Here is a 17,128-nt window from a genome sequence, read left to right as displayed (position 1 = left end):
TGGGGCCCCTGTCGATGGGGCCCCTCCCGGGTGGGTTTCACACCCGTTCCAGCACCTGTCGGCAAGATCTCACTCCCGTCCCAGTGCCTGCACGGGATCCATCCGGGCCGCGCGCTGTGCAGGGAAGAAGCCGAAGACCAGGCCGATGGTGGTGCTGATGCCGAGGGCGATCGCCAGCGCGACAGGGTCGAGCTTCATCGGCCAGTCCAGCGCGGTCGCGAAGCCGAGGATGGCTCCATAGCCGACCGTGGTGCCCACGAGCCCTCCCACGGTCGAGAGCACGAGCGCCTCCATCAGAAACTGGGTCAGGATGTCGGCTTCCCGGGCGCCGATGGCCATGCGGATGCCGATCTCACGGGTGCGCTCCGTGACCGAGACCAGCATGATGTTCATCACGCCGATCCCGCCGACGACCAGAGAGACGGCGGCGATGCTGATCAGCAGGGCGGACAGGGCGCCGTAGATGGTGTCCTGCATCGCCTGGAACTCGTTCTGGCTGCGGACGCGGAAGTCGTCTTCTTCGCCTTCGCGGATGCGGTGTCGCTGTCGGAGGATGGCCTCGGTCTGCGCCTTCGCTCGCGCGGTCGTGCCCTCGCCCGTGGCGCTCAGCATGATGGCGTGCGTCTCGTAAGGCCGCGTCGATAGCAGGAACGAGCGCATGGTGGTGCTGGGCATGAGGACGATTTCATCCTGACTGTTCCCGAAGGGGGACGAGCCCTTTTCTTCGAGGACGCCAAGCACGCGGAAGGTGTGTCGCCCGATGCGTATGTTGCGACCGATGGGATCGGTGGCACCGAAGAGGGTCGCGGCAGTGTCCTTGCCGATGACCACCACGCGCTCGGCGATGTTCTCGGCGGTCGCGCTCCACAGCTCCCCTTCGGCGATGTTCCAGTTGCGGATGGAGAAGTAGGCGAGGCGGGTGCCGATCAGCGACGAGGTGACGTTCTGGCCTTCGTGGACGACCTGGCCATTGCTGCGGAGGAAGGGGGCGGCCCAGCGGATGCTCGTGGCTTCGCGGACGAGGGCCTGGACGTCGAGTTCGGAGAGGCGTGAGCCCTCGGCGGCGTTGCGAAGGCCCGAGGTGCGGGTGGACCGGGAGAAGACGAGCAAGGCGTTCGAGCCGAGGCCGGAGATCTGGCCCTGGACGCGCTCCCGTGCGCCCGTGGCGAGGGAGGTGACGGTGACCACGGCGGCGATGCCGATGGTGATTCCGAGGATGGTGAGCGAGGCGCGCAGCTTGTTCCGCCTGACGGCGCGGAATGCAATGAGCACCGAGGCGAGGAAGCGTTTGAGCTGCGCGGTCACTCGTGCCTCAGGGCGAGGATGGGATCCAGCTTGGCGGCGCGGCGGGCCGGGAGGTAGCCGAAGATGATGCCGATCGCGGTGCTGGTCCCCAGCGCGGCGAACACGGCGGGGAGGGGGAGGGACATGGACCAGCCGAGGACGCTGGTGAGGGCGAAGATGAGGCCGACGCCGACGGCGAGCCCGAAGAGGCCGCCGATGCAGGAGAGGGCGATGGCCTCGACCAAGAACTGCACCATGATGTCGCCCTCGTCGGCGCCGATGGCCATGCGGATGCCGATCTCGCGGGTCCGCTCGGTGACGCTGACGAGCATGATGTTCATGACGCCGATCCCGCCGACGAGCAGGGAGACCCCGGCAATGGACGACAGCAGGACGGTCAGGGTGTCGAAGATGACCTCCTGCGACTTGCGGAACTCGGCCTGGGTGCTGATGGAAAAGTCGGGCTCGTCGTCAGGATCGAGGCGGTGGCGTTGCTTCAGGATGTCGCGGATCTGCTTCACGGCGCGCTCGACGGTGCGCTCGGAGGTGGCCGAGACCATGATCTGGTCCACCTTGCCGGGAGGGGCCGGCATGATGCGGGAGCGGAAGCTGCCGATGGGCATGAGGAGTCGGTCGTCCTGGTCTTCTCCGAAGGACGATTGTCCCTTCCGCGCGAGGACACCGACCACCTTGAAGGGGTGCTTGCCGATCCGGATGTACTGGCCGAGGGCGTCCTTGGAGTCGAACAGGTTCTCGCGAACGGTCTCGCCGATGACGCAGACCTTGGCCTTGAGCTGCTCGTCGGACTCCGACCAGCTCTCGCCGCGCGCGAAGGTGAAGGAGCGAATGCCCCAGTAGGTCCTCGTCGTCCCCATGACGGACGTCGAGACGTTGCGCTCGCTCGCGACGACCTGGGTGGTGGTCGAGCTGAAGGTGGTGACGTCGCTGACGCTCAGCGCTTCCTTGCGGATGGCTTCGGCGTCGTTCTCCGTCATCTGCGTGGGCTCTTTTCGTCGCGCGCCGGACTGCTGCGTCGTCTGAGGCCACACGTAGATGATGTTCGCCCCCATGGAGGAGATCTCCTGGAGGACCCGCTGGCGCACGCCCGTACCGAGGGCGACGACCACCACCACGGCCGCGACGCCGATCAAGATCCCGAGCACCGTGAGCGCTGCGCGCAGCTTGGAGCGCAGGATGGCCAGGAAGGCGATGCGTACCGCGGCGATGAACGATTTCATTCGGCCGCGTCTTCCTCGGGGAGGGGCAGCGCAGCGAGCGCCGCAGCCGCGTCGTGGGGCGCTTCGTTGCGCACGTCGCTGCGGACCGCGCCGTCACGCATGGTGATGACGCGCTTCGCGCAGGCTGCGATGTCGGGCTCGTGGGTGACGAGGACGATGCTGATCCCACTCGTCCGGTTGAGTTCCTGAAGCAGTCCAAGGACTTCGAGGCTCGTCCGGGTGTCGAGGTTCCCGGTGGGCTCGTCGGCGAGGAGGAGAGGGGGGGAGGTGACGAGGGCGCGGGCCACGGCGACACGCTGTTGCTGGCCGCCCGAGAGCTGGTTGGGGGTGTGGTGCAGGCGGTCTTCGAGCCCGACCGAGGTCAAGGCGTGGAGCGCGAGCTGGCGACGCTTCCTGGCGTCGACACCCCGGTAGACGAGGGGCAGCTCCACGTTCTCCAGCGCGGTGGTCCGGGGCAGGAGGTTGAACCCCTGGAAGACGAAGCCGATCAAGCGGTTGCGAATGATGGCCCGGGCGTCGTTGCTCCGGTGAGTGACGTCGATGCCGTCGAGGCGGTACGTCCCACGGGTCGGTCGGTCCAGGCAGCCGATGATGTTCATCATCGTGCTCTTGCCCGAGCCACTCTGCCCGACGATGGCGACGAAATCGCCCCGCAGGATGGTCAGATCCACGGACCTGAGCGCGCGAACCACGACCGCGTCGGTCACGTAGTCCTTGCCGATGTGTTCGAGCTCGATCAGGGGCTCATCAGGCTCCTGTGTCATCGCGCACCTCAGAAGATCCGCGGCCCTCGCCGGTTGCCCGCGCTTGCATCGTCCGCCTCGTCGATCACGATCGTGGCGCTGCCCAGGTCCGACAGGAGAACCGTCTGGGTCCCGTCGGTGATGCCCACGTCGACGACGCGGGGTTCGATTTTCTCCGCGCCCGGCGTCGTGTCCGTGAGGACCCAGACCCGGCCTTTGCGTGGCGGCAAGGTTTCGAGGGGGGGCGGTTTGATCTCCTTGCCGTCCTTGTCTTTCTCGGGCGACGGCTTGAAGCGCAGGGCCGCATTCGGGAGGCGCTTCACGCCGAGGGCCTCCGCGGAGCGGATCGAGACCGTCGCCGTCATGCCAGGGCGAAGCTTCACATCGGGGTTCTCGACCTCGATGATGGCGGCATAGGTGACCACGCCCGACTGGGTGAGGGGGCTGAACCGGACCTGGCTGACCGTGCCTTTGAAGGGCTCCCCAGGGAAGGCGTCGACCGTCACGTCGGAGATCATGCCTTCCGCGACATGCCCGACATCCGCCTCGTCGATATCGGCGAAGACGCGCATTTTGCGCAGGTCCTGGGCAATGACGAAGAGGACAGGGGCCTGGAAGCTGGCCGCGACGGTCTGGCCCGGATCGATGGCGCGATCGATGACGATGCCGTTGATCGGGGAGTAGATCTTCGTGAAATCGAGGTTGGTGCGCGAGGAGCGGAGCACCGCGGCGAGCTGCGAAACCTGCGCTTTGGAGGCAGCGACGTCGGCGAGCGCGACATCGTAGGCCCCCTGGGCGGTGTCGAGGTCGGCCTGAGTCCCGACGCCCTCCGCGACCAGCCTCTTGGCGCGATCGAGCCGTTGTTTGGCCGTGGTCAACGAGGCCTCGGCGCGCACCACGCTCGCCTTGGCAGCGACTACCTGCGCCTGGTTGGAGTCGATCTGGGCACCGAACAGCGTGGGATCGATCTCCGCGAGGACATCGCCCGCTTTCACCACGCTGTTGAAATCGACGAGAACCTTGGTGATCCGTCCCGAGACCTGGGCGCCGACCTGGACCTCGGTCAATGGCTTGATCTGACCCGTGGACTGGATGATCTCGACGACATCCCCCGTGCTGATCTCTCCCGTGACGTAGCGTGGAGGCGGAGGCGGCCGCGTCTTGATCCGCCAGGTGACGCCTCCTGCGATCAAGGCGCAGAGGACGCCCACGATTGCGAGGCGGCTGGCCCAGCGCTTTTTGCCAGCCGCGGCGAGCTCTCGCTCGAGCCGAATCCGATCGGGCGCGCCTTTCGACGTTTTCGAGCGCGGGGTCGGTGCCGTCGTGCTCGGCTCGATGCTGTTCGTGCCTTCCAGCTTGGCTGGATCTCGAGGTGATGGGACCATCGTGGAGTGCCCTCTGGCCGCTCGCTCTTGCACGACCGGAGGCGAAGAATCACCCATGGAGCGCTTCCATATCATGGCGGACGTGGGGGTGCGCCCTGCTTGAAAGCGGTGACGAACCATGGCAAAGCGTCGTCGCGCATGAACACCCCTGCCATCGGCCGAGATACGGTCGTGACCCTGGCTTATGTACTCCTCGACGAACGCGGCGATACCGTCGAGCAGGCCACCACGGCCGAGCCGCTGACGTACGTTCATGGCTATGGCCAGATCGTGCCAGGGCTGGAGACTGCCCTCGTCGGCATGCGTGCCGGAGAGCAGCGAGAGATCGTCGTGCAGCCCGAGGAGGCGTTCGGCGAGCATGAGAAGGAGGGGGTGTTCACGGTGGCGCGTGACGGCTTCCCGAATCCGGAGAGTGTGCAGCTCGGCGATGAGTTCATCGCGCCCAGTCCGGAAGGCGACGAGATCGCGATCCGGGTGATCGAGATCCTCCCGGATGCCTTCAAGGTGGACACCAATCATCCCCTCGCTGGCCAGACGGTGCGCTTTCAGGTGGAGGTCTGCAGCGTGCGGCCCGCGAGCGCCGAGGAGCTGGAGGAGGCCCAGAACGAAATGGACCACGAAGGCGACCACGACGGAGCGTGCGGATGTGGTCACGAGCACGCCCACTAGGAGCGGGCCTGTCGAGAAGCTCACGCCGGTGATGGCGTCCGGCAGGTAGTCGTCGTAGGGGTAGGCATCGGAGCTGTCGCCCTTCCATGGAGCATGGAGTGGAGACGCCCCTCGAGCGGGCTGCCCCGCTGCAGATCGAGCATTGCTGGCGCGCGAAGGAGACGAAACGAGGATGACGACTTCAGAACGTAAACTGACGGATCTCCAGCTCGACACGCGGGTGAGGGAGCGTCTTCTGGCCAGTGGCGCGATCACGGCCGCCGATATCGAGGCTTACACGGCTGGGCTGGCGGATGTCGAAGCGCAGGCGGAGAGCATCCCCTTCGAGCAGCCGGCGCTCTCCTCGGGGTTCAGTGCTCCGCGCGTCGAAGCGGCCGTCGTTTCCACGGCATCCGTCGTTTCCGCAGACGACGGGGTCGAGTGAGCGACGCCAGCAAGCCGAACGAGGGGGAGGGGAGCGGCTTGGACGAAGGCGACCTTCCGAAGCTCGACTTCTCCACCTTCGTCTTGTCGATCATTCATTCGGCCTACGTGCATCTCGGGGATGCTCCCAGTCCGGGCGAGGCCGAAGGGCAGAACTTGCTGCTGGCGCGTCAGGACATCGATCTTCTCAGCCTGCTCGAGGAGAAGACGCGCGGAAACCTGAATGGTGAAGAGGAGAGGCTGCTGAGCCAGGCCCTCTATGACCTGCGCGTCCGGTACGTGGAGGTCGCGAAAGGGTCGTGAGAGCTCCAGAGCGGATCCTCCTGCTCGTTCTCGGCTGCCTCCTGAGCGTGGCTTGCGGGAAGAGCACGGATGGTTCTCTCTCTGGCGCCGGAAGTCCCGAGTCGCTCTCTGGTGTCGGCTCAGCGAGTCCCTCGGGGAGCCACGCGAGCGCGCACCCCATGTCTCCTCCTCCTGCACCTGCGGTGGTCAACAGCGAGGGGATGCCCAGCTCTTTCGCTCCCCTGGCCCAGCAGGCCGATCCTGCCGTCGCGACGGTGAAAGCCCGGGTGGAACGTCCAGGCCGTCTGGGCCGCAAGCGCACCGTGGCGGAAGGTCTCGGTACGGCCTTCGTCTACAACTCCGACGGCTACCTGCTCACCAACAACCACGTCATCGAGGACGCGACCGACATCGTGGTGAGCTTCGTGGACGAGCGGGAGCTGCAGGCCTCGGTCATCGGGCGCGACAAGAGGACGGACGTCGCTGTCCTCAAGGTCGAAGAGAAGGGGTTGCCAGCGCTCCCGCTGGGCGACTCGGACGTGATCCAGGTGGGCGACTGGGTCGTGGCCATAGGGAATCCATTCGGTCTGTCGCACACTGTCTCGGCGGGCATCCTCTCCGCCAAGGGCCGGACGCGCGATGACGTGAAGGGCCTGGATCCGAGCGGTTACTTCAGCTTTCTCCAGACGGACGCGAGCATCAACCCTGGCAACTCGGGTGGCCCTCTCCTGAACCTTCGGGGAGAGGTCGTCGGAATCAATGCGGCCGTCCGTGCCAATGCCAACAACATTGGATTCGCCATCCCGATCAACATGGTGAAGCAGCTGCTGCCGATGCTGCTTCGTGAAGGGCGAATCCGGCGGAGCGCCATCGGGGTCGTCGTCGATTCGCTGAACGCCATCGAAGCGGCGCGACTGAAACGGCCTGATCGGAAGGGCGCTTGGGTGAAATCGGTTGCAGCGGGTGGTCCCGCTGACAAAGCCGGTGTTGCTCCCGACGACGTGATTCTCGCCTTCGATGGCAAGCTGGTCTCCAACCCCAACGAGCTGCGCTGGCTGGTGAGCATCGCGGGTGTGAACAAGCCCGTCTCTCTGAGGCTCGGGCGTCACGAGCGCGTCTTCGACGTGCGCGTGACGCTGGGTGAACAGCAGGAAGTCCCTGAAGAACAGGAAGAGCGGTGAGGCGCCACCTCCGCCTCGGGCTCGGGTAGGCTAACGCCGTGCCTCCGAGCGTCACTCCCCTGGACGAGACGGACCAGGACCTCTGTCCAGATGAGGACGGTCAGGTGCAGGCTGACCACGAGGTCGGGGAAATCCCTCTCGGGCCGGCGATGGACCTGCAGAGCAGTCCGCTCGTGAATAGAGCACGCGATCGGGCGTCCAACCGCGAGGTACGGCGTCGTGCAGCGGAGGAAGATCGTGAGCTCATCGAGCGGGCGCAGCGGGGGGACGGGGCGGCATTTCGCCAGCTCGTGGAGCGCCATCAACGCAGCGCATTCAGCATCGCCATCGGTCTGGTGCGGGACGAGAACGACGCCCGAGAGCTCGTCCAGGAGGCCTTTCTCCGCGTCTATCGGGGTCTCCCCTCGTTCAAGGGGGGATCGTCTTTCTTCACCTGGTTGTACCGGATCATCATGAATCTCTCGATCGACCTGTTGCGGAAGCCCGGTCGGCGAGACCTGGAGCTTCAGGAGAACCGCACCATCGATGAAGACGAGGAGCTGCCCCTCGTCTCCCGGATCGATGGGGCCGACCCGCTCGACGTCATGCGGCGTCAGGAGATCGCATCTCGGATCCAGGCGGCGCTGGAAGCGCTTCCCCCTTACCACCGGGGGGTGATCCTGATGCGCGAAGTGGACGGGATGTCTTACGAGGAAATTGCTCAGGCCATGGGCGTGTCCAAGGGAACCATCATGAGCCGGTTGTTTCACGCTCGGCAGAAGCTTCAGCGTGCGCTGGCTGACTGCTATGCCGAGGAAGGTCCCGATGGTCAGGCAGACGGCGTGGAGGAGGGGTCATGATGAGTGCCAATGGCAGCAAACCCGGCCACGCGAGCATGGGTCCTCGGCCGACGGATCTGGAGCTGATGCTCTATGCAGACGGGGAGCTGGATGAGGCGCGCGCCCTGGAGGTGGAGTCCCACCTGAGGCACGACGCGAGGGCCAGAGCGAAGCTCACGGCCATGGATGTGGTGGGTACGGCCGTCCGCAAGCAGGCGTCTGCGCTTCCTCCGATCGAACTCGCCGATCTGATCATGGCGCGTGTGCAGAAGGAGGGCGCTGGCGACGCGGTCTCTGTCTCCAGGGAGACCAAGCCGAGCGACGAGCCCGAGGCGGGGGACGGGCTCAAGGAGAGCGGCAAGTCTGCAGCGGAGCGCCCGATCCCGCGTCGAGACGCGAGGCTGATGCAGGCGCGAGCCAAGAGCAGTCAGCAGGCAGCGAACGACAATGCTCGGACGATCTTCGGCCTGGCAGCGATCGCGGTGGCTGCCGCCGCAGGATTCATGATCTGGGGCCGACTGGACAGCGAGCTGCCGCAGCTTGCGACCGCGCCCCCGCTGACGACGACGACGGAGACGGCATCTTCGGTTGGCGTGCTGGTCCCGCGAGCGGCAGAGCTGGACGAAGAGGGGGAGCCGAGCGTGGAGATCGCCGCGGTGGACTTCGGCGCACGCATGGGCACGATCTTCTACGTGGCGACAGGGCCTAGCGAAGCTAGTCCGACGACGGCAGTTGTATGGCTTTCCGACGAGGGTATTGGAGGAGAACGATGAGACTTTCAGCGAGTGCACTCATCGGGGCGGCGCTCGGGCTGGCGCTCGTCTCTGGAACCCTGCCCGTGGTCGCTCAAGAGAAGACGGCCCCGCCTGCGCAGGCTGCTCAATCCGCGATCTCCACGGAGATCGTCGTACTGCATGCGACCAATGACGGTACGGGCATCGACGCGAAGATCGGTCCGATGCCCGAGCTGGCGAAGCCGCCGTTCTCTGCCTACAACAGCTACAAGCTGCTGGAGCGAACCCGGCTGAGCGTGACGAAGAGCAACCCGACGACGCTCAAGCTGCCGAACCAGAGCGTGCTGCGCCTGTCTCTGAAAGAGGTGGTCGCCTCGAAGAAGAAGGACGAGCCGCAGCGGTACGTGCTGTCTGCCAGCATTCAGCAGCCTGGCGGGGACAGCTTCCTCCCCCTCCTCGAGGTGAATGCCAAGGCGGGGGAGAACTTCTTCGTCGCTGGGCAGAAGCACCAGGGCGGGATCCTCGTCATCGGCTTCAAGGTCGTCCCCTGAGGGCACTCTCGGGCTACCGGGTGACTTCGAGGACGGCAGGTAGCTCCAGGGCAAAGCTCATCCCGTGAGGCGTCTGCGCGGAAGCGCGGACGTGTCCGCCGTGCGCGTGGATGATGTTGCGCACGATGCTCAACCCGAGCCCTGTGCCCGTACCGTCGGTCCTGGTCGTGAAGAAGGGATCGAAGATGTGCGGCAGATGATCGGCTTCGACACCTGAGCCGTCGTCGCTGACCTCGATGACGACGAACTCGCCCGACTCGGCGAGCCTCGTGCTGATCTCCAGCGTGCTTCCACGCGAGCGCAGGGCCTGGGCCGCATTGGTGAACAGGTTGACGAAGACCTGCGTGAGTTGCTCGTGAACCCCGAGCACGAGCGGGATCTCACCGAAGCGCTTGAGCACGACCACCCCGCTTTGCTCCAGGACGTGCTCGCAGAAGAGCAAGGCTCGATCGATCACATCGTGGATGGCGAGGGGGATCGGTCGTTCCAGGGAGGGTCGCGCGTAGGTCGTGAGATCGCGAGAGAAGCGCTGGATCCGCGTCGCGGCCTCGTGGATCCGCGAGAGGCGCTCCAGATCGGCCGCATCGAGGCCCGTGCGCACACCTTTTCGGTGCAGGTAGTCGGTGTAGGCCAGGATCGAGGTGAGGGGATTGTTCAGTTCGTGGATCACGCCGGCGGCGATCTGACCGAGGCTCGCGAGTTTGTCGGACTGGATGATCTGTTCACGAAAGGCTTCGCGTGAGCGGCCATGGCGTAGTGAGCCTCGCAGGGCGGCCGTGAGATGTCTCATGAACGCCTCCATCGCCGGATCCTGGAGCTGGTCCAGGGTGCTCGTGGCCAGGCGCAGTACGGCCCCATCCTCCGAGCCGAAGGGGAAGGCGCGTTCGAAAGGGAACTCGGGAAACAGCCGGTCGTGTTGAAAATCGGCGGTCACGCCGAGCGGAGAGCGGAGGATCGCCAGCGGCCGCTGAGGGGGGCGGGAGATCAGGACGCCGATGGCGCAGTCCGGGAGCGCTTGAAATGCAGCTTCCACCAGGGCGGTGATGCGTTCCTCGGAGTCTGCTTCAGGATCGACCTCGCTCATCGCGAGGAGCACACCTTCCAGCCAACCCGGCGGTATGGCGGATGGCTGTGACTCACGAGCGCCGGCCGGTGTCTCCTGCAGAGGGGCTTTTCTTCTCGCGGCCTTGACCGTCATTGCGCCGACCCGGAGGAGTTGCTCGAACCATCATCATTTCCACTCGAACGATCGAGGTCGATGATCTTCGCGCTCCCGACGTAGCTCTTCGTTTCGTAGCGCGTGATCTTGCCGATCTTGCGGACGATCTCCGCCATGCGCTCTGCTTCTGCGCGGATCGTCGCCGCCGCAGCTTGAGCGGGAGACGTGGCATCCACGCGTCGAAGGATCATCTCGGCATAGCCCAGGACAGAGGTCAGTGGTTGGTTCAGCTCATGGGCCGTAGCTCCTGCGAGTTCTGCGATGAGCGCCTGCTTCTCGCGGGTGCGTAGCTCTTCCTGGGCAGCGGTGAGCTGAGTCTCCATGCGTACGAGTTCGCGCAAATCGGTGAAGATTCCGACGGAACCCGTCGGCCTGCCGCCTTCGACGATCAGCGCCGCCGACAGCATCATGGGGATCCTCGTTCCATCTTTTGCGAGGACCTCGGTCCGGTAGCCTTCCAGCCTTCCTGGGCCCCCATGATCTCCGGACTGGATGAGGCGCATGATCTGGGTGGCGCTGCCGTCGGGATAGAGATCATGGAGGGTCTTGAGCCCCACGACTTCTGCGGATGTGTAGCCATAGATGCGCTCTGCGGCGCGATTGAAGAGGAGCACGACGCCGTTCATGTCGGCAGAGATGATCGCGTCGACGGAACTCTCGATGACCCGCTCGAGGAACTCCTTCGTCTTGGTGAGTTCGGCCTCTGTGGCGCGCTCGGAGGTCACGTCGTGAAAGTTGATCAGGATGGCGCCTCCGTCTTCACGCAGCACGCTGCTGAAGCTGCAGCTCAGGACGCGACGCTCGCATTGGTTCTCGTCACAGCGCTGGATCGTGAGGTCGACCGTGTGTGGAAAGACGCCTCGTCCGAAGCCACCTCTGAGATCGTCGAGGAGGGCACGATCGCGAGGATCGATGAGTCCCGCCAGCGTCATCGACGAGAGTTCCGAGTCGGTGCGGCAGGTGATGGCCTGCGCACGTGGGTTGGAGAAGAGGATGCGGCCATCCGGATCGATGACGATGATCCCGTCGGCTGCCGAATGGAAGAAGTCGGCGTACGGCTGCAGGGCTGCCAGTCGTCGCTCTGCTTCGAATCGGGCGAAGCTGATCTGCTGGGTCTGATCGCGCAGTGACTGAAGGATGCGGGCGTTGCGCAGAGCGATCGCCGTCGCGCCGGCGACCGTGCGCGCCAGAGACAGCTCGTGCTCTCGGAGCGCGACAGGGCGCCGCCCTCGCAAGAACAATACGCCCATTGCCTTGTCTTCGAAGAGGAGCGGCAAGATGGCCAGCGAGCGGAAGCTGTCCGGTGGGAGGATGGTGCGGACCAGATCGAAGATGGGGCTCGACCGCGCATCGTCGATGACCAGCACCTCACCCGTCCCGAGGACCTGCTGGATCTCGGGGTACTTCGAGAGATCGAGGGGGAGATCGCGGAGATCTTTGTCGTCGCTCGACGCGACCACATAGCCGACGTCGCCTTGTTCGCGGACGAGGATGATGCTGCACCGATCGATCTGCGCGACATCCGCGATGCGGCGGACGACGGTGAAGAGGATCTCGCGGATGTCGAGCGCCGAGGAGAGCGCCTGGGTCAGCTCGAGGATCACCTTGGCGTCGTGCTCTTTGCGCGCCAGCGCCACGACGTAGTCGCGCATGCGAATCTGTCCTCGCACGCGAGCAACGAGCTCCACAGGGCGGAAGGGCTTGCGGATGAAGTCGTCAGCCCCGAGCTCGAAGGCGCGGGCGACCTCCTCATCCTTGTCCAGGGCCGTCAGCACAACCACGGGGACCTCGGCGGTGCGCCGATCGCGCCGGACGGAGCGCAAGACGACGTAGCCATCGGGCGGAGGCATCACCAAGTCGAGCAGGATCACCGATGGAGTGTGCTCAGCGAGCCAGGTGAGCGCCTGTCCACCCGAGCCGACCACCTCGGCCTCGAATCCAGCGCCTACGAGCGCCCTCGCCAGCACGGTACGGCTGACCGCGTCGTCGTCGACTACGAGCACCGTATCGCCGCGGGTCACGACGCGAGCTTATCGGCATCGAGGCTCGAGGATGAAGGGACTTCAGCGCAGCGCGCTGCGTCGTATCGATCAGGAGAACAGATTTCCCTGATCAGGGCCCGGGAGGGGGATGCGGAGGTGCTCGTACGCACGCCTCGTGGCGATGCGACCGCGTGGTGTACGACCCAGAAATCCCTGCTGAAGCAGGAAGGGTTCATACACGTCCTCCACCGTGTCACGAGGCTCACTCAGCGCCGCTGCGAGCGTGTCGATCCCGACGGGACCACCGTCATAGTGATCGATGATCACGCGCAGCAGCCGGCGATCCATCTCGTCGAGGCCAGCAGCGTCGATCTCGAGCCGTTCGGAGGTCTTGCGGGCAATCTCCGCGGTGATACGGCCGTCGCCGAGCACCTCGGCGAAGTCGCGCACCCTTCGCAGCAGACGGTTCGCGACGCGCGGCGTTCCCCGTGAGCGTGCAGCGATCTCGCGAGCGCCGGCAGGCTCGATGGGGATATCGAGGAGGCGTGAGCTCCGCTGGACAATCTGTTCCAGCTCCTCGACTGGATAAAAATCGAGCCGCATCACGTAGCCGAAGCGCGAGAGGAGAGGGGCCGTGAGCAGTCCGGTCCGCGTCGTGGCGCCCACCAGGGTGAATGGTTTCAGGCCGAGCTGGATCGTGGTCGCATAGGGGCCGTCACCGGTCATGATGTCGATCTTGAAGGACTCGATCGCGGGGTAGAGGCTCTCCTCGACGGCGGGGGTCAGCCGATGGATCTCGTCGATGAAGAGAACGTCATTCTCCTCGAGCTTGGTCAGGAGGCCTGCGAGCGCCCCTTTGTGCTCCACGGCGGGGCCGCTCGTAGCGTGGAGCGTGACCCCCATCTCCCTGGCGAGGATGTGCGCCAGCGTCGTCTTCCCTAGCCCCGGAGGGCCGCAGAAGAGGATGTGATCGAGCGGCTCGCGACGCCGTCGTGCGGCCTGGACGAAGACTTTGAGGTTGTCCTTGTGCTTCTCCTGGCCGACGTACTCGTCGAGCGAGCCCGGGCGAAAGAGGCGGTCAAACCGATCGTCATCGCCCGTCTCGCCGGGGGAGATCACCCGTTCAGCCATGCTCAGGACCTAGCGTGTGCAGCCGCTGGAGGGAAGGGCATCAACCCAGGGTCGGAAAGGAGGAAAGCCTCGGTCGCACGTGCGGAGGGGTCTTCGGAAAGAAGGCGAGGCAGAGGGGGCGGCCGTCGAGCGCACCGAGGACTTCCAGCGAGCCGCCATGCAGTTCCACGACCGACCGGGCGTGGCTCAGTCCGAGCGTCAGTCCCCGCCCGCGCGCCGTCGTCTGGCGATTGAAGAGGGCCTCCAGCTCGGCGGGCGGCACATCGCGGCTGCCGTAATCGATCTCGATGCGAATGTAGTCTCCGTTCAGATCGGCGAAGGCGGCCGTGAGGCGCACGATGCGCGCCGATGGATCTGCGGTCCCCACGCGGAGGGCATGCGCCAGGATCACGGCGAGCGCTCTCGTCGCGTAGGCACGATCCACGGGGATCCACGGCAACCCAGCAGCGATCTCCACTGCGATGTCCGCGTTCACGTCGCTCGCGAGCTCGTGCGCTTTCCGGATGGCCCCGGAGACGAGTTCCGCGACGTCCGTGGGCTGAGACTCCAGGGTGAGCTGCCCTGCCTCCACGCGCGCCGCGTCGAGGATGGTCTCGATGAGGCCGAGGAGTTCTCGTCCACGTGTGGCGATGAGGCCGAGGCTCTCTTGCTGCGCAGGTGTGAGACGCTCCTGCCCGACCAGCTCGGCGAACCCGAGGATCGAGTTGAGCGGGCTTTTGAGATCATGGCTCACGCTGGCGAAGAGCAGCCCACGCATGCGCTGGGCGGCCTCGCGCGCCTCCAGCGCCCGCTCCTGGGCGGCCGCGAAAACCCGGAAGCGCGCGGTGAGGTCCTCGATGGCGAGACCGAGCCGCGCCACGACCTTGAAGCGGGCCGGCCGTGCGATCTGCGTGGCGCCTCGGAGCACGCTGTCCGTACCGAGCAGTCGCACGCGCCTCGTCGCGTGCAGCAGGTCACCTGCCAGCACGCGCCCGAACATCAGCCCTGCTGCTCCAGCGACGAGCACGGCGAGGATGGCCGTCAGTGCACCCCAGGTGCCGATGGCTGGATCCAGGTTGGCGGAGAAGCGGATCACCGCACGACCATCGTCGAGGGGCACGGTCACGGCGATCTGGCCGTCATTCTCGCGCTCGAACGAGGGCTCGGCCTCGAAGAGGCGTTCCGGTCGGCGGGTGGCGATGAAGCCCAGCTCCGCTGCTGCGGCGATCGCGTCGGCGCGTCCTGGCTCCCCTCGCCCGGAGCGCGATGGTTCGAGGGCAGCCCGCGCGATGAGTACTGCCGTCGTTTGACGGCTCTGCTCGAGGAACGTGCGCAGGTGCGCGTGCGCCGTCAGTACCGCACCGACGCCGACGAGGAGCACCGGCGCGGCCACCGCGAGCAGCAGCTTCTGCGTCACGCGCCTGCGCGGTGTCTGGTAGAGTTCTGCCTTCTCCAGGAGCGCTCCGACCTGCTCGATGGGACTGCGCTCCAGGAGCCCCACGGTCGCGGCGCGTGTCAGCAGGTAGTGGGGGAGCGCCGCCGCGCCGTGGATGGTAATGGCGAGGACGAGCAGGCTGATGGCTCGCTCGTCATCGAGCTTGTCAGGTCGGATTCCGCGGATGAAGAGCGCGCTGGACACCACCGAGCTCAGCGCGAAGAAGCGCATCGTCAAGATGGTGGGTAGATCGGCCACCCGCTCGATTTCCTGGGGGTGCCTGGGGCCCGCGCTCCGGGCGAGCGCCTCGATGTTGGGCTGGTCAGCGCGCAGGCGTGCCAGGGTGAGGGCCCCCGTCCCCATCAGCGCCACGACCGCAAGCCGGGCCCACGCTGACAGCACTTCCGCGGCGATCTCGTCCTCGAGCGACAGCAGCTTCGGCCCGAGCAGCGCGAGCGCACCAAATGCGCCGAGCCCAACCAGCAGCTGCTGGACGAGCACCCTGTGTCCATACCGTCTGTGCGCGCTGCTCAAGCGATCCTCCCCTCGGAGGAGAGCTCATCGACCGGCGATGGCGTCGGCGTGGGGACGAGCAAGTGATTGGCCGGGGGCTCCACCCACATGGGCAGCGTGAAAGTGAACGTCGAGCCTTGCCCCATCGCCGTCTTGAGCTGGATGGTTCCGCCGTGCATCAGCACCAGCCTCCGAGCGATTGACAGACCGAGCCCCGTCCCGGCGCGTCGTGAGCGGAGATCACCCACCTGGCGGTACTCTTCGAAGATGGTGGACGTCTCCTCGGGGGGGATGCCGGGCCCCGTGTCGTGCACCGTGACCGCCGCGCTTCTGCCGCGTGCCTCCACCGTCACCGTGACAGAGCCGCGGGTGGTGAACTTCACTGCGTTGGAGATCAGGTTGGTGAGGATCTGCCTCACCCGCCTCGGGTCCGCATTGGCGAGGACTTCGCCCATCCCCACCACCGAGAGCCGAACCGGCTTGTCGCGTGCTGCCGGCGAGATCTCGCGCAGCACCTGCTCCGCGACCTGCAGCACATCCACGGCGCGCCGCGAGAGCTGGAGTTTTCCGCTCTCCAGCGCCGAAAGATCGAGGATGTCATCAATGAGGGTGCGCAGGTGCTCGCCGCTCTGTCGGATCACGGATAGCGCTTCTCGGGCGTCATGGCTGAGGGGGCCGTCGACCTCGCTCTCCAGCACGTGAGCGAACCCCAGGATGGCGTTGAGCGGCGTACGCAGCTCGTGGCTCAATCCGGCGAGGAACTCGGAGCGCTCTCGATCCATCTCGGCGGCTTGCGTGAGGTCGGCCCGGTAGCTCCGCTCGGCCGCGGCGAACCGCGCCACGAGCAGGTTGAAGGCAGACGTCAGGACGCCGATCTGATCGAACGAGCGTATCGGAACAGGGCCGATGGCGATCGTGCCGGAGGTCGACTCCGATGATCCGGGTCCACGGGCCATCAAGGTGATCCGCTGACGCAGGTAGTCGACGTCGGCGCGCGCCGAGCGGGTGATCGACAGCGCCATGGCCACGGCCACCCCGAGCAGCAGCGTGGTCAACGCCGCGACGGCATTCCACAGGGTGATCGAGCCTGGTGGAGGGTTCGGCGCTGCGACGAACGTGACCACGAACTGGCTCGAGAGCGGCGGAGGCAGGGGCCGCGAGGCGTACCGCACCCTGCCGAGTGCGGTGGTGGACTCCCCTTTGCCGGCCGTGAGCATCCGGAGCAGCTCTTCGCGCGGTGGAGAGCCGAACGTCTCGTTGATCAATACCTGCCCCGTCTGATCCGTGACCAGGATCTCGGATGCGGAGCGCCGAGCGGCCCGCCCGACCAGCTCCGCCTGTTCCTCCAGTGGCGTCGAGCGCAGTCGCGCTGCGAGTGTCGCGGCCAGCACCTCGGCCCGGAGCGCCGAGGCTTGATCACTCGTCTTCTTGAGCTGTCCGCTCCCGAGCAGCGCGATGATCACGGCCGTCGTCACACCGACGATGACGACGATCGCGGGCGCCAGGGGGACGAGGGGCAGCGAGCCCCGAGGCCAGCGGGCCGGAAACTGAGCCACGCCTC

At 66.1% G+C, this 17,128-nt stretch carries 16 protein-coding genes and 1 pseudogene; 8 read left to right on the top strand and 9 right to left on the bottom strand.

Features of this window, described 5'->3' with window-relative positions; all coding sequences use genetic code 11:
• Positions 1-69: 69 nt before the first annotated feature.
• The 4 genes from CMC5_RS37240 to CMC5_RS37225 are packed head-to-tail and all read right to left on the bottom strand — an operon-like array spanning position 70 to position 4,707.
• A complete protein-coding gene (locus CMC5_RS37240) occupies positions 70-1,305 on the bottom strand; it encodes an ABC transporter permease (RefSeq protein WP_050434849.1) in 1,236 nt (411 codons plus the stop codon).
• The gene (locus tag CMC5_RS37235) at positions 1,302-2,522 is read right to left on the bottom strand and encodes an ABC transporter permease (protein ID WP_050434848.1); all 1,221 of its coding nucleotides are present in this window, start codon (positions 2,520-2,522) and stop codon (positions 1,302-1,304) included. Before CMC5_RS37235 ends, CMC5_RS37240 begins: the two co-directional genes overlap by 4 nt.
• Complete coding sequence (locus CMC5_RS37230) at positions 2,519-3,286, bottom strand: ABC transporter ATP-binding protein (protein WP_050434847.1); 768 nt, start codon at positions 3,284-3,286, stop codon at positions 2,519-2,521. The genes CMC5_RS37235 and CMC5_RS37230 overlap by 4 nt, the downstream gene beginning before the upstream one ends.
• A gap of 8 nt (positions 3,287-3,294) precedes the next feature.
• Complete coding sequence (locus tag CMC5_RS37225) at positions 3,295-4,707, bottom strand: efflux RND transporter periplasmic adaptor subunit (protein ID WP_245678078.1); 1,413 nt, start codon at positions 4,705-4,707, stop codon at positions 3,295-3,297.
• A gap of 81 nt (positions 4,708-4,788) precedes the next feature.
• On the opposite strand from CMC5_RS37225, the pseudogene CMC5_RS48165 reads away from it, so the two are divergent.
• The 8 genes and pseudogenes from CMC5_RS48165 to CMC5_RS37190 all read left to right on the top strand — a co-directional run.
• A pseudogene (locus CMC5_RS48165) lies at positions 4,789-4,962 on the top strand (FKBP-type peptidyl-prolyl cis-trans isomerase); the annotation flags it as partial.
• Between the two features lie 18 nt (positions 4,963-4,980).
• A complete protein-coding gene (locus CMC5_RS48160) occupies positions 4,981-5,319 on the top strand; it encodes an FKBP-type peptidyl-prolyl cis-trans isomerase (protein WP_245678632.1) in 339 nt (112 codons plus the stop codon).
• Between the two features lie 172 nt (positions 5,320-5,491).
• Positions 5,492-5,743: a hypothetical protein gene (locus CMC5_RS37215; RefSeq protein WP_050434845.1), complete on the top strand. Its 252-nt coding sequence runs from the start codon at positions 5,492-5,494 to the stop codon at positions 5,741-5,743.
• Positions 5,740-6,045, top strand: a complete 306-nt coding sequence (locus CMC5_RS37210) for a DUF1844 domain-containing protein (protein ID WP_245678076.1) — start codon at positions 5,740-5,742, stop codon at positions 6,043-6,045. The genes CMC5_RS37215 and CMC5_RS37210 overlap by 4 nt, the downstream gene beginning before the upstream one ends.
• Positions 6,046-6,203: 158 nt before the next feature.
• Positions 6,204-7,205 carry a S1C family serine protease gene (locus tag CMC5_RS37205; RefSeq protein WP_245678075.1) on the top strand — a complete coding sequence of 334 codons (1,002 nt, stop codon included), beginning with the start codon at positions 6,204-6,206 and terminating at the stop codon, positions 7,203-7,205.
• Positions 7,206-7,243: 38 nt separating this feature from the next.
• On the top strand, positions 7,244-8,044 hold the full coding sequence (locus CMC5_RS37200; RefSeq protein WP_245678074.1) for a sigma-70 family RNA polymerase sigma factor: 801 nt from the start codon (positions 7,244-7,246) through the stop codon (positions 8,042-8,044).
• On the top strand, positions 8,041-8,796 hold the full coding sequence (locus CMC5_RS37195; protein WP_050434844.1) for an anti-sigma factor family protein: 756 nt from the start codon (positions 8,041-8,043) through the stop codon (positions 8,794-8,796). The genes CMC5_RS37200 and CMC5_RS37195 overlap by 4 nt, the downstream gene beginning before the upstream one ends.
• Positions 8,793-9,308, top strand: coding sequence for a hypothetical protein (locus CMC5_RS37190; RefSeq protein WP_050434843.1), 516 nt, complete (start codon positions 8,793-8,795; stop codon positions 9,306-9,308). Before CMC5_RS37195 ends, CMC5_RS37190 begins: the two co-directional genes overlap by 4 nt.
• Before the next feature lie 13 nt (positions 9,309-9,321).
• Here CMC5_RS37190 and CMC5_RS37185 read toward each other — a convergent pair whose 3' ends face one another.
• From CMC5_RS37185 to CMC5_RS37165, 5 genes are all read right to left on the bottom strand, one after another.
• Entirely contained in the window at positions 9,322-10,392 is a 1,071-nt protein-coding gene (locus CMC5_RS37185; protein ID WP_245678073.1) for a sensor histidine kinase, read from the bottom strand.
• A gap of 110 nt (positions 10,393-10,502) precedes the next feature.
• The gene (locus tag CMC5_RS37180; RefSeq protein WP_245678072.1) at positions 10,503-12,548 is read right to left on the bottom strand and encodes a PAS domain S-box protein; all 2,046 of its coding nucleotides are present in this window, start codon (positions 12,546-12,548) and stop codon (positions 10,503-10,505) included.
• A 69-nt stretch (positions 12,549-12,617) separates the two neighbouring features.
• Positions 12,618-13,640 carry a Holliday junction branch migration DNA helicase RuvB gene (ruvB, locus tag CMC5_RS37175; RefSeq protein WP_050434841.1) on the bottom strand — a complete coding sequence of 341 codons (1,023 nt, stop codon included), beginning with the start codon at positions 13,638-13,640 and terminating at the stop codon, positions 12,618-12,620.
• A 40-nt stretch (positions 13,641-13,680) separates the two neighbouring features.
• Positions 13,681-15,555 carry a sensor histidine kinase gene (locus tag CMC5_RS37170; RefSeq protein WP_050434840.1) on the bottom strand — a complete coding sequence of 625 codons (1,875 nt, stop codon included), beginning with the start codon at positions 15,553-15,555 and terminating at the stop codon, positions 13,681-13,683.
• A gap of 29 nt (positions 15,556-15,584) precedes the next feature.
• A complete protein-coding gene (locus CMC5_RS37165; protein WP_245678070.1) occupies positions 15,585-17,123 on the bottom strand; it encodes a sensor histidine kinase in 1,539 nt (512 codons plus the stop codon).
• Between the last annotated feature and the right edge of the window lie 5 nt (positions 17,124-17,128).

It is taken from the genome of Chondromyces crocatus (assembly GCF_001189295.1).
GTDB lineage: Bacteria > Myxococcota_A > Polyangia > Polyangiales > Polyangiaceae > Chondromyces > Chondromyces crocatus.
This window is presented reverse-complemented; position numbering and strand designations above follow the sequence as displayed.

Coding starts and splice junctions, on each gene's coding strand:
- CMC5_RS37205 (WP_245678075.1), top strand. CDS start 6,204: ATGTCTCCTCCTCCTGCACCTGCGGTGGTCAACAGCGAGGGGATGCCC.
- CMC5_RS37235 (WP_050434848.1), bottom strand. CDS start 2,522: ATGAAATCGTTCATCGCCGCGGTACGCATCGCCTTCCTGGCCATCCTG.
- CMC5_RS37195 (WP_050434844.1), top strand. CDS start 8,041: ATGATGAGTGCCAATGGCAGCAAACCCGGCCACGCGAGCATGGGTCCT.
- ruvB (WP_050434841.1), bottom strand. CDS start 13,640: ATGGCTGAACGGGTGATCTCCCCCGGCGAGACGGGCGATGACGATCGG.
- CMC5_RS37230 (WP_050434847.1), bottom strand. CDS start 3,286: ATGACACAGGAGCCTGATGAGCCCCTGATCGAGCTCGAACACATCGGC.
- CMC5_RS37215 (WP_050434845.1), top strand. CDS start 5,492: ATGACGACTTCAGAACGTAAACTGACGGATCTCCAGCTCGACACGCGG.
- CMC5_RS37185 (WP_245678073.1), bottom strand. CDS start 10,392: ATGAGCGAGGTCGATCCTGAAGCAGACTCCGAGGAACGCATCACCGCC.
- CMC5_RS37190 (WP_050434843.1), top strand. CDS start 8,793: ATGAGACTTTCAGCGAGTGCACTCATCGGGGCGGCGCTCGGGCTGGCG.
- CMC5_RS37225 (WP_245678078.1), bottom strand. CDS start 4,707: ATGGGTGATTCTTCGCCTCCGGTCGTGCAAGAGCGAGCGGCCAGAGGG.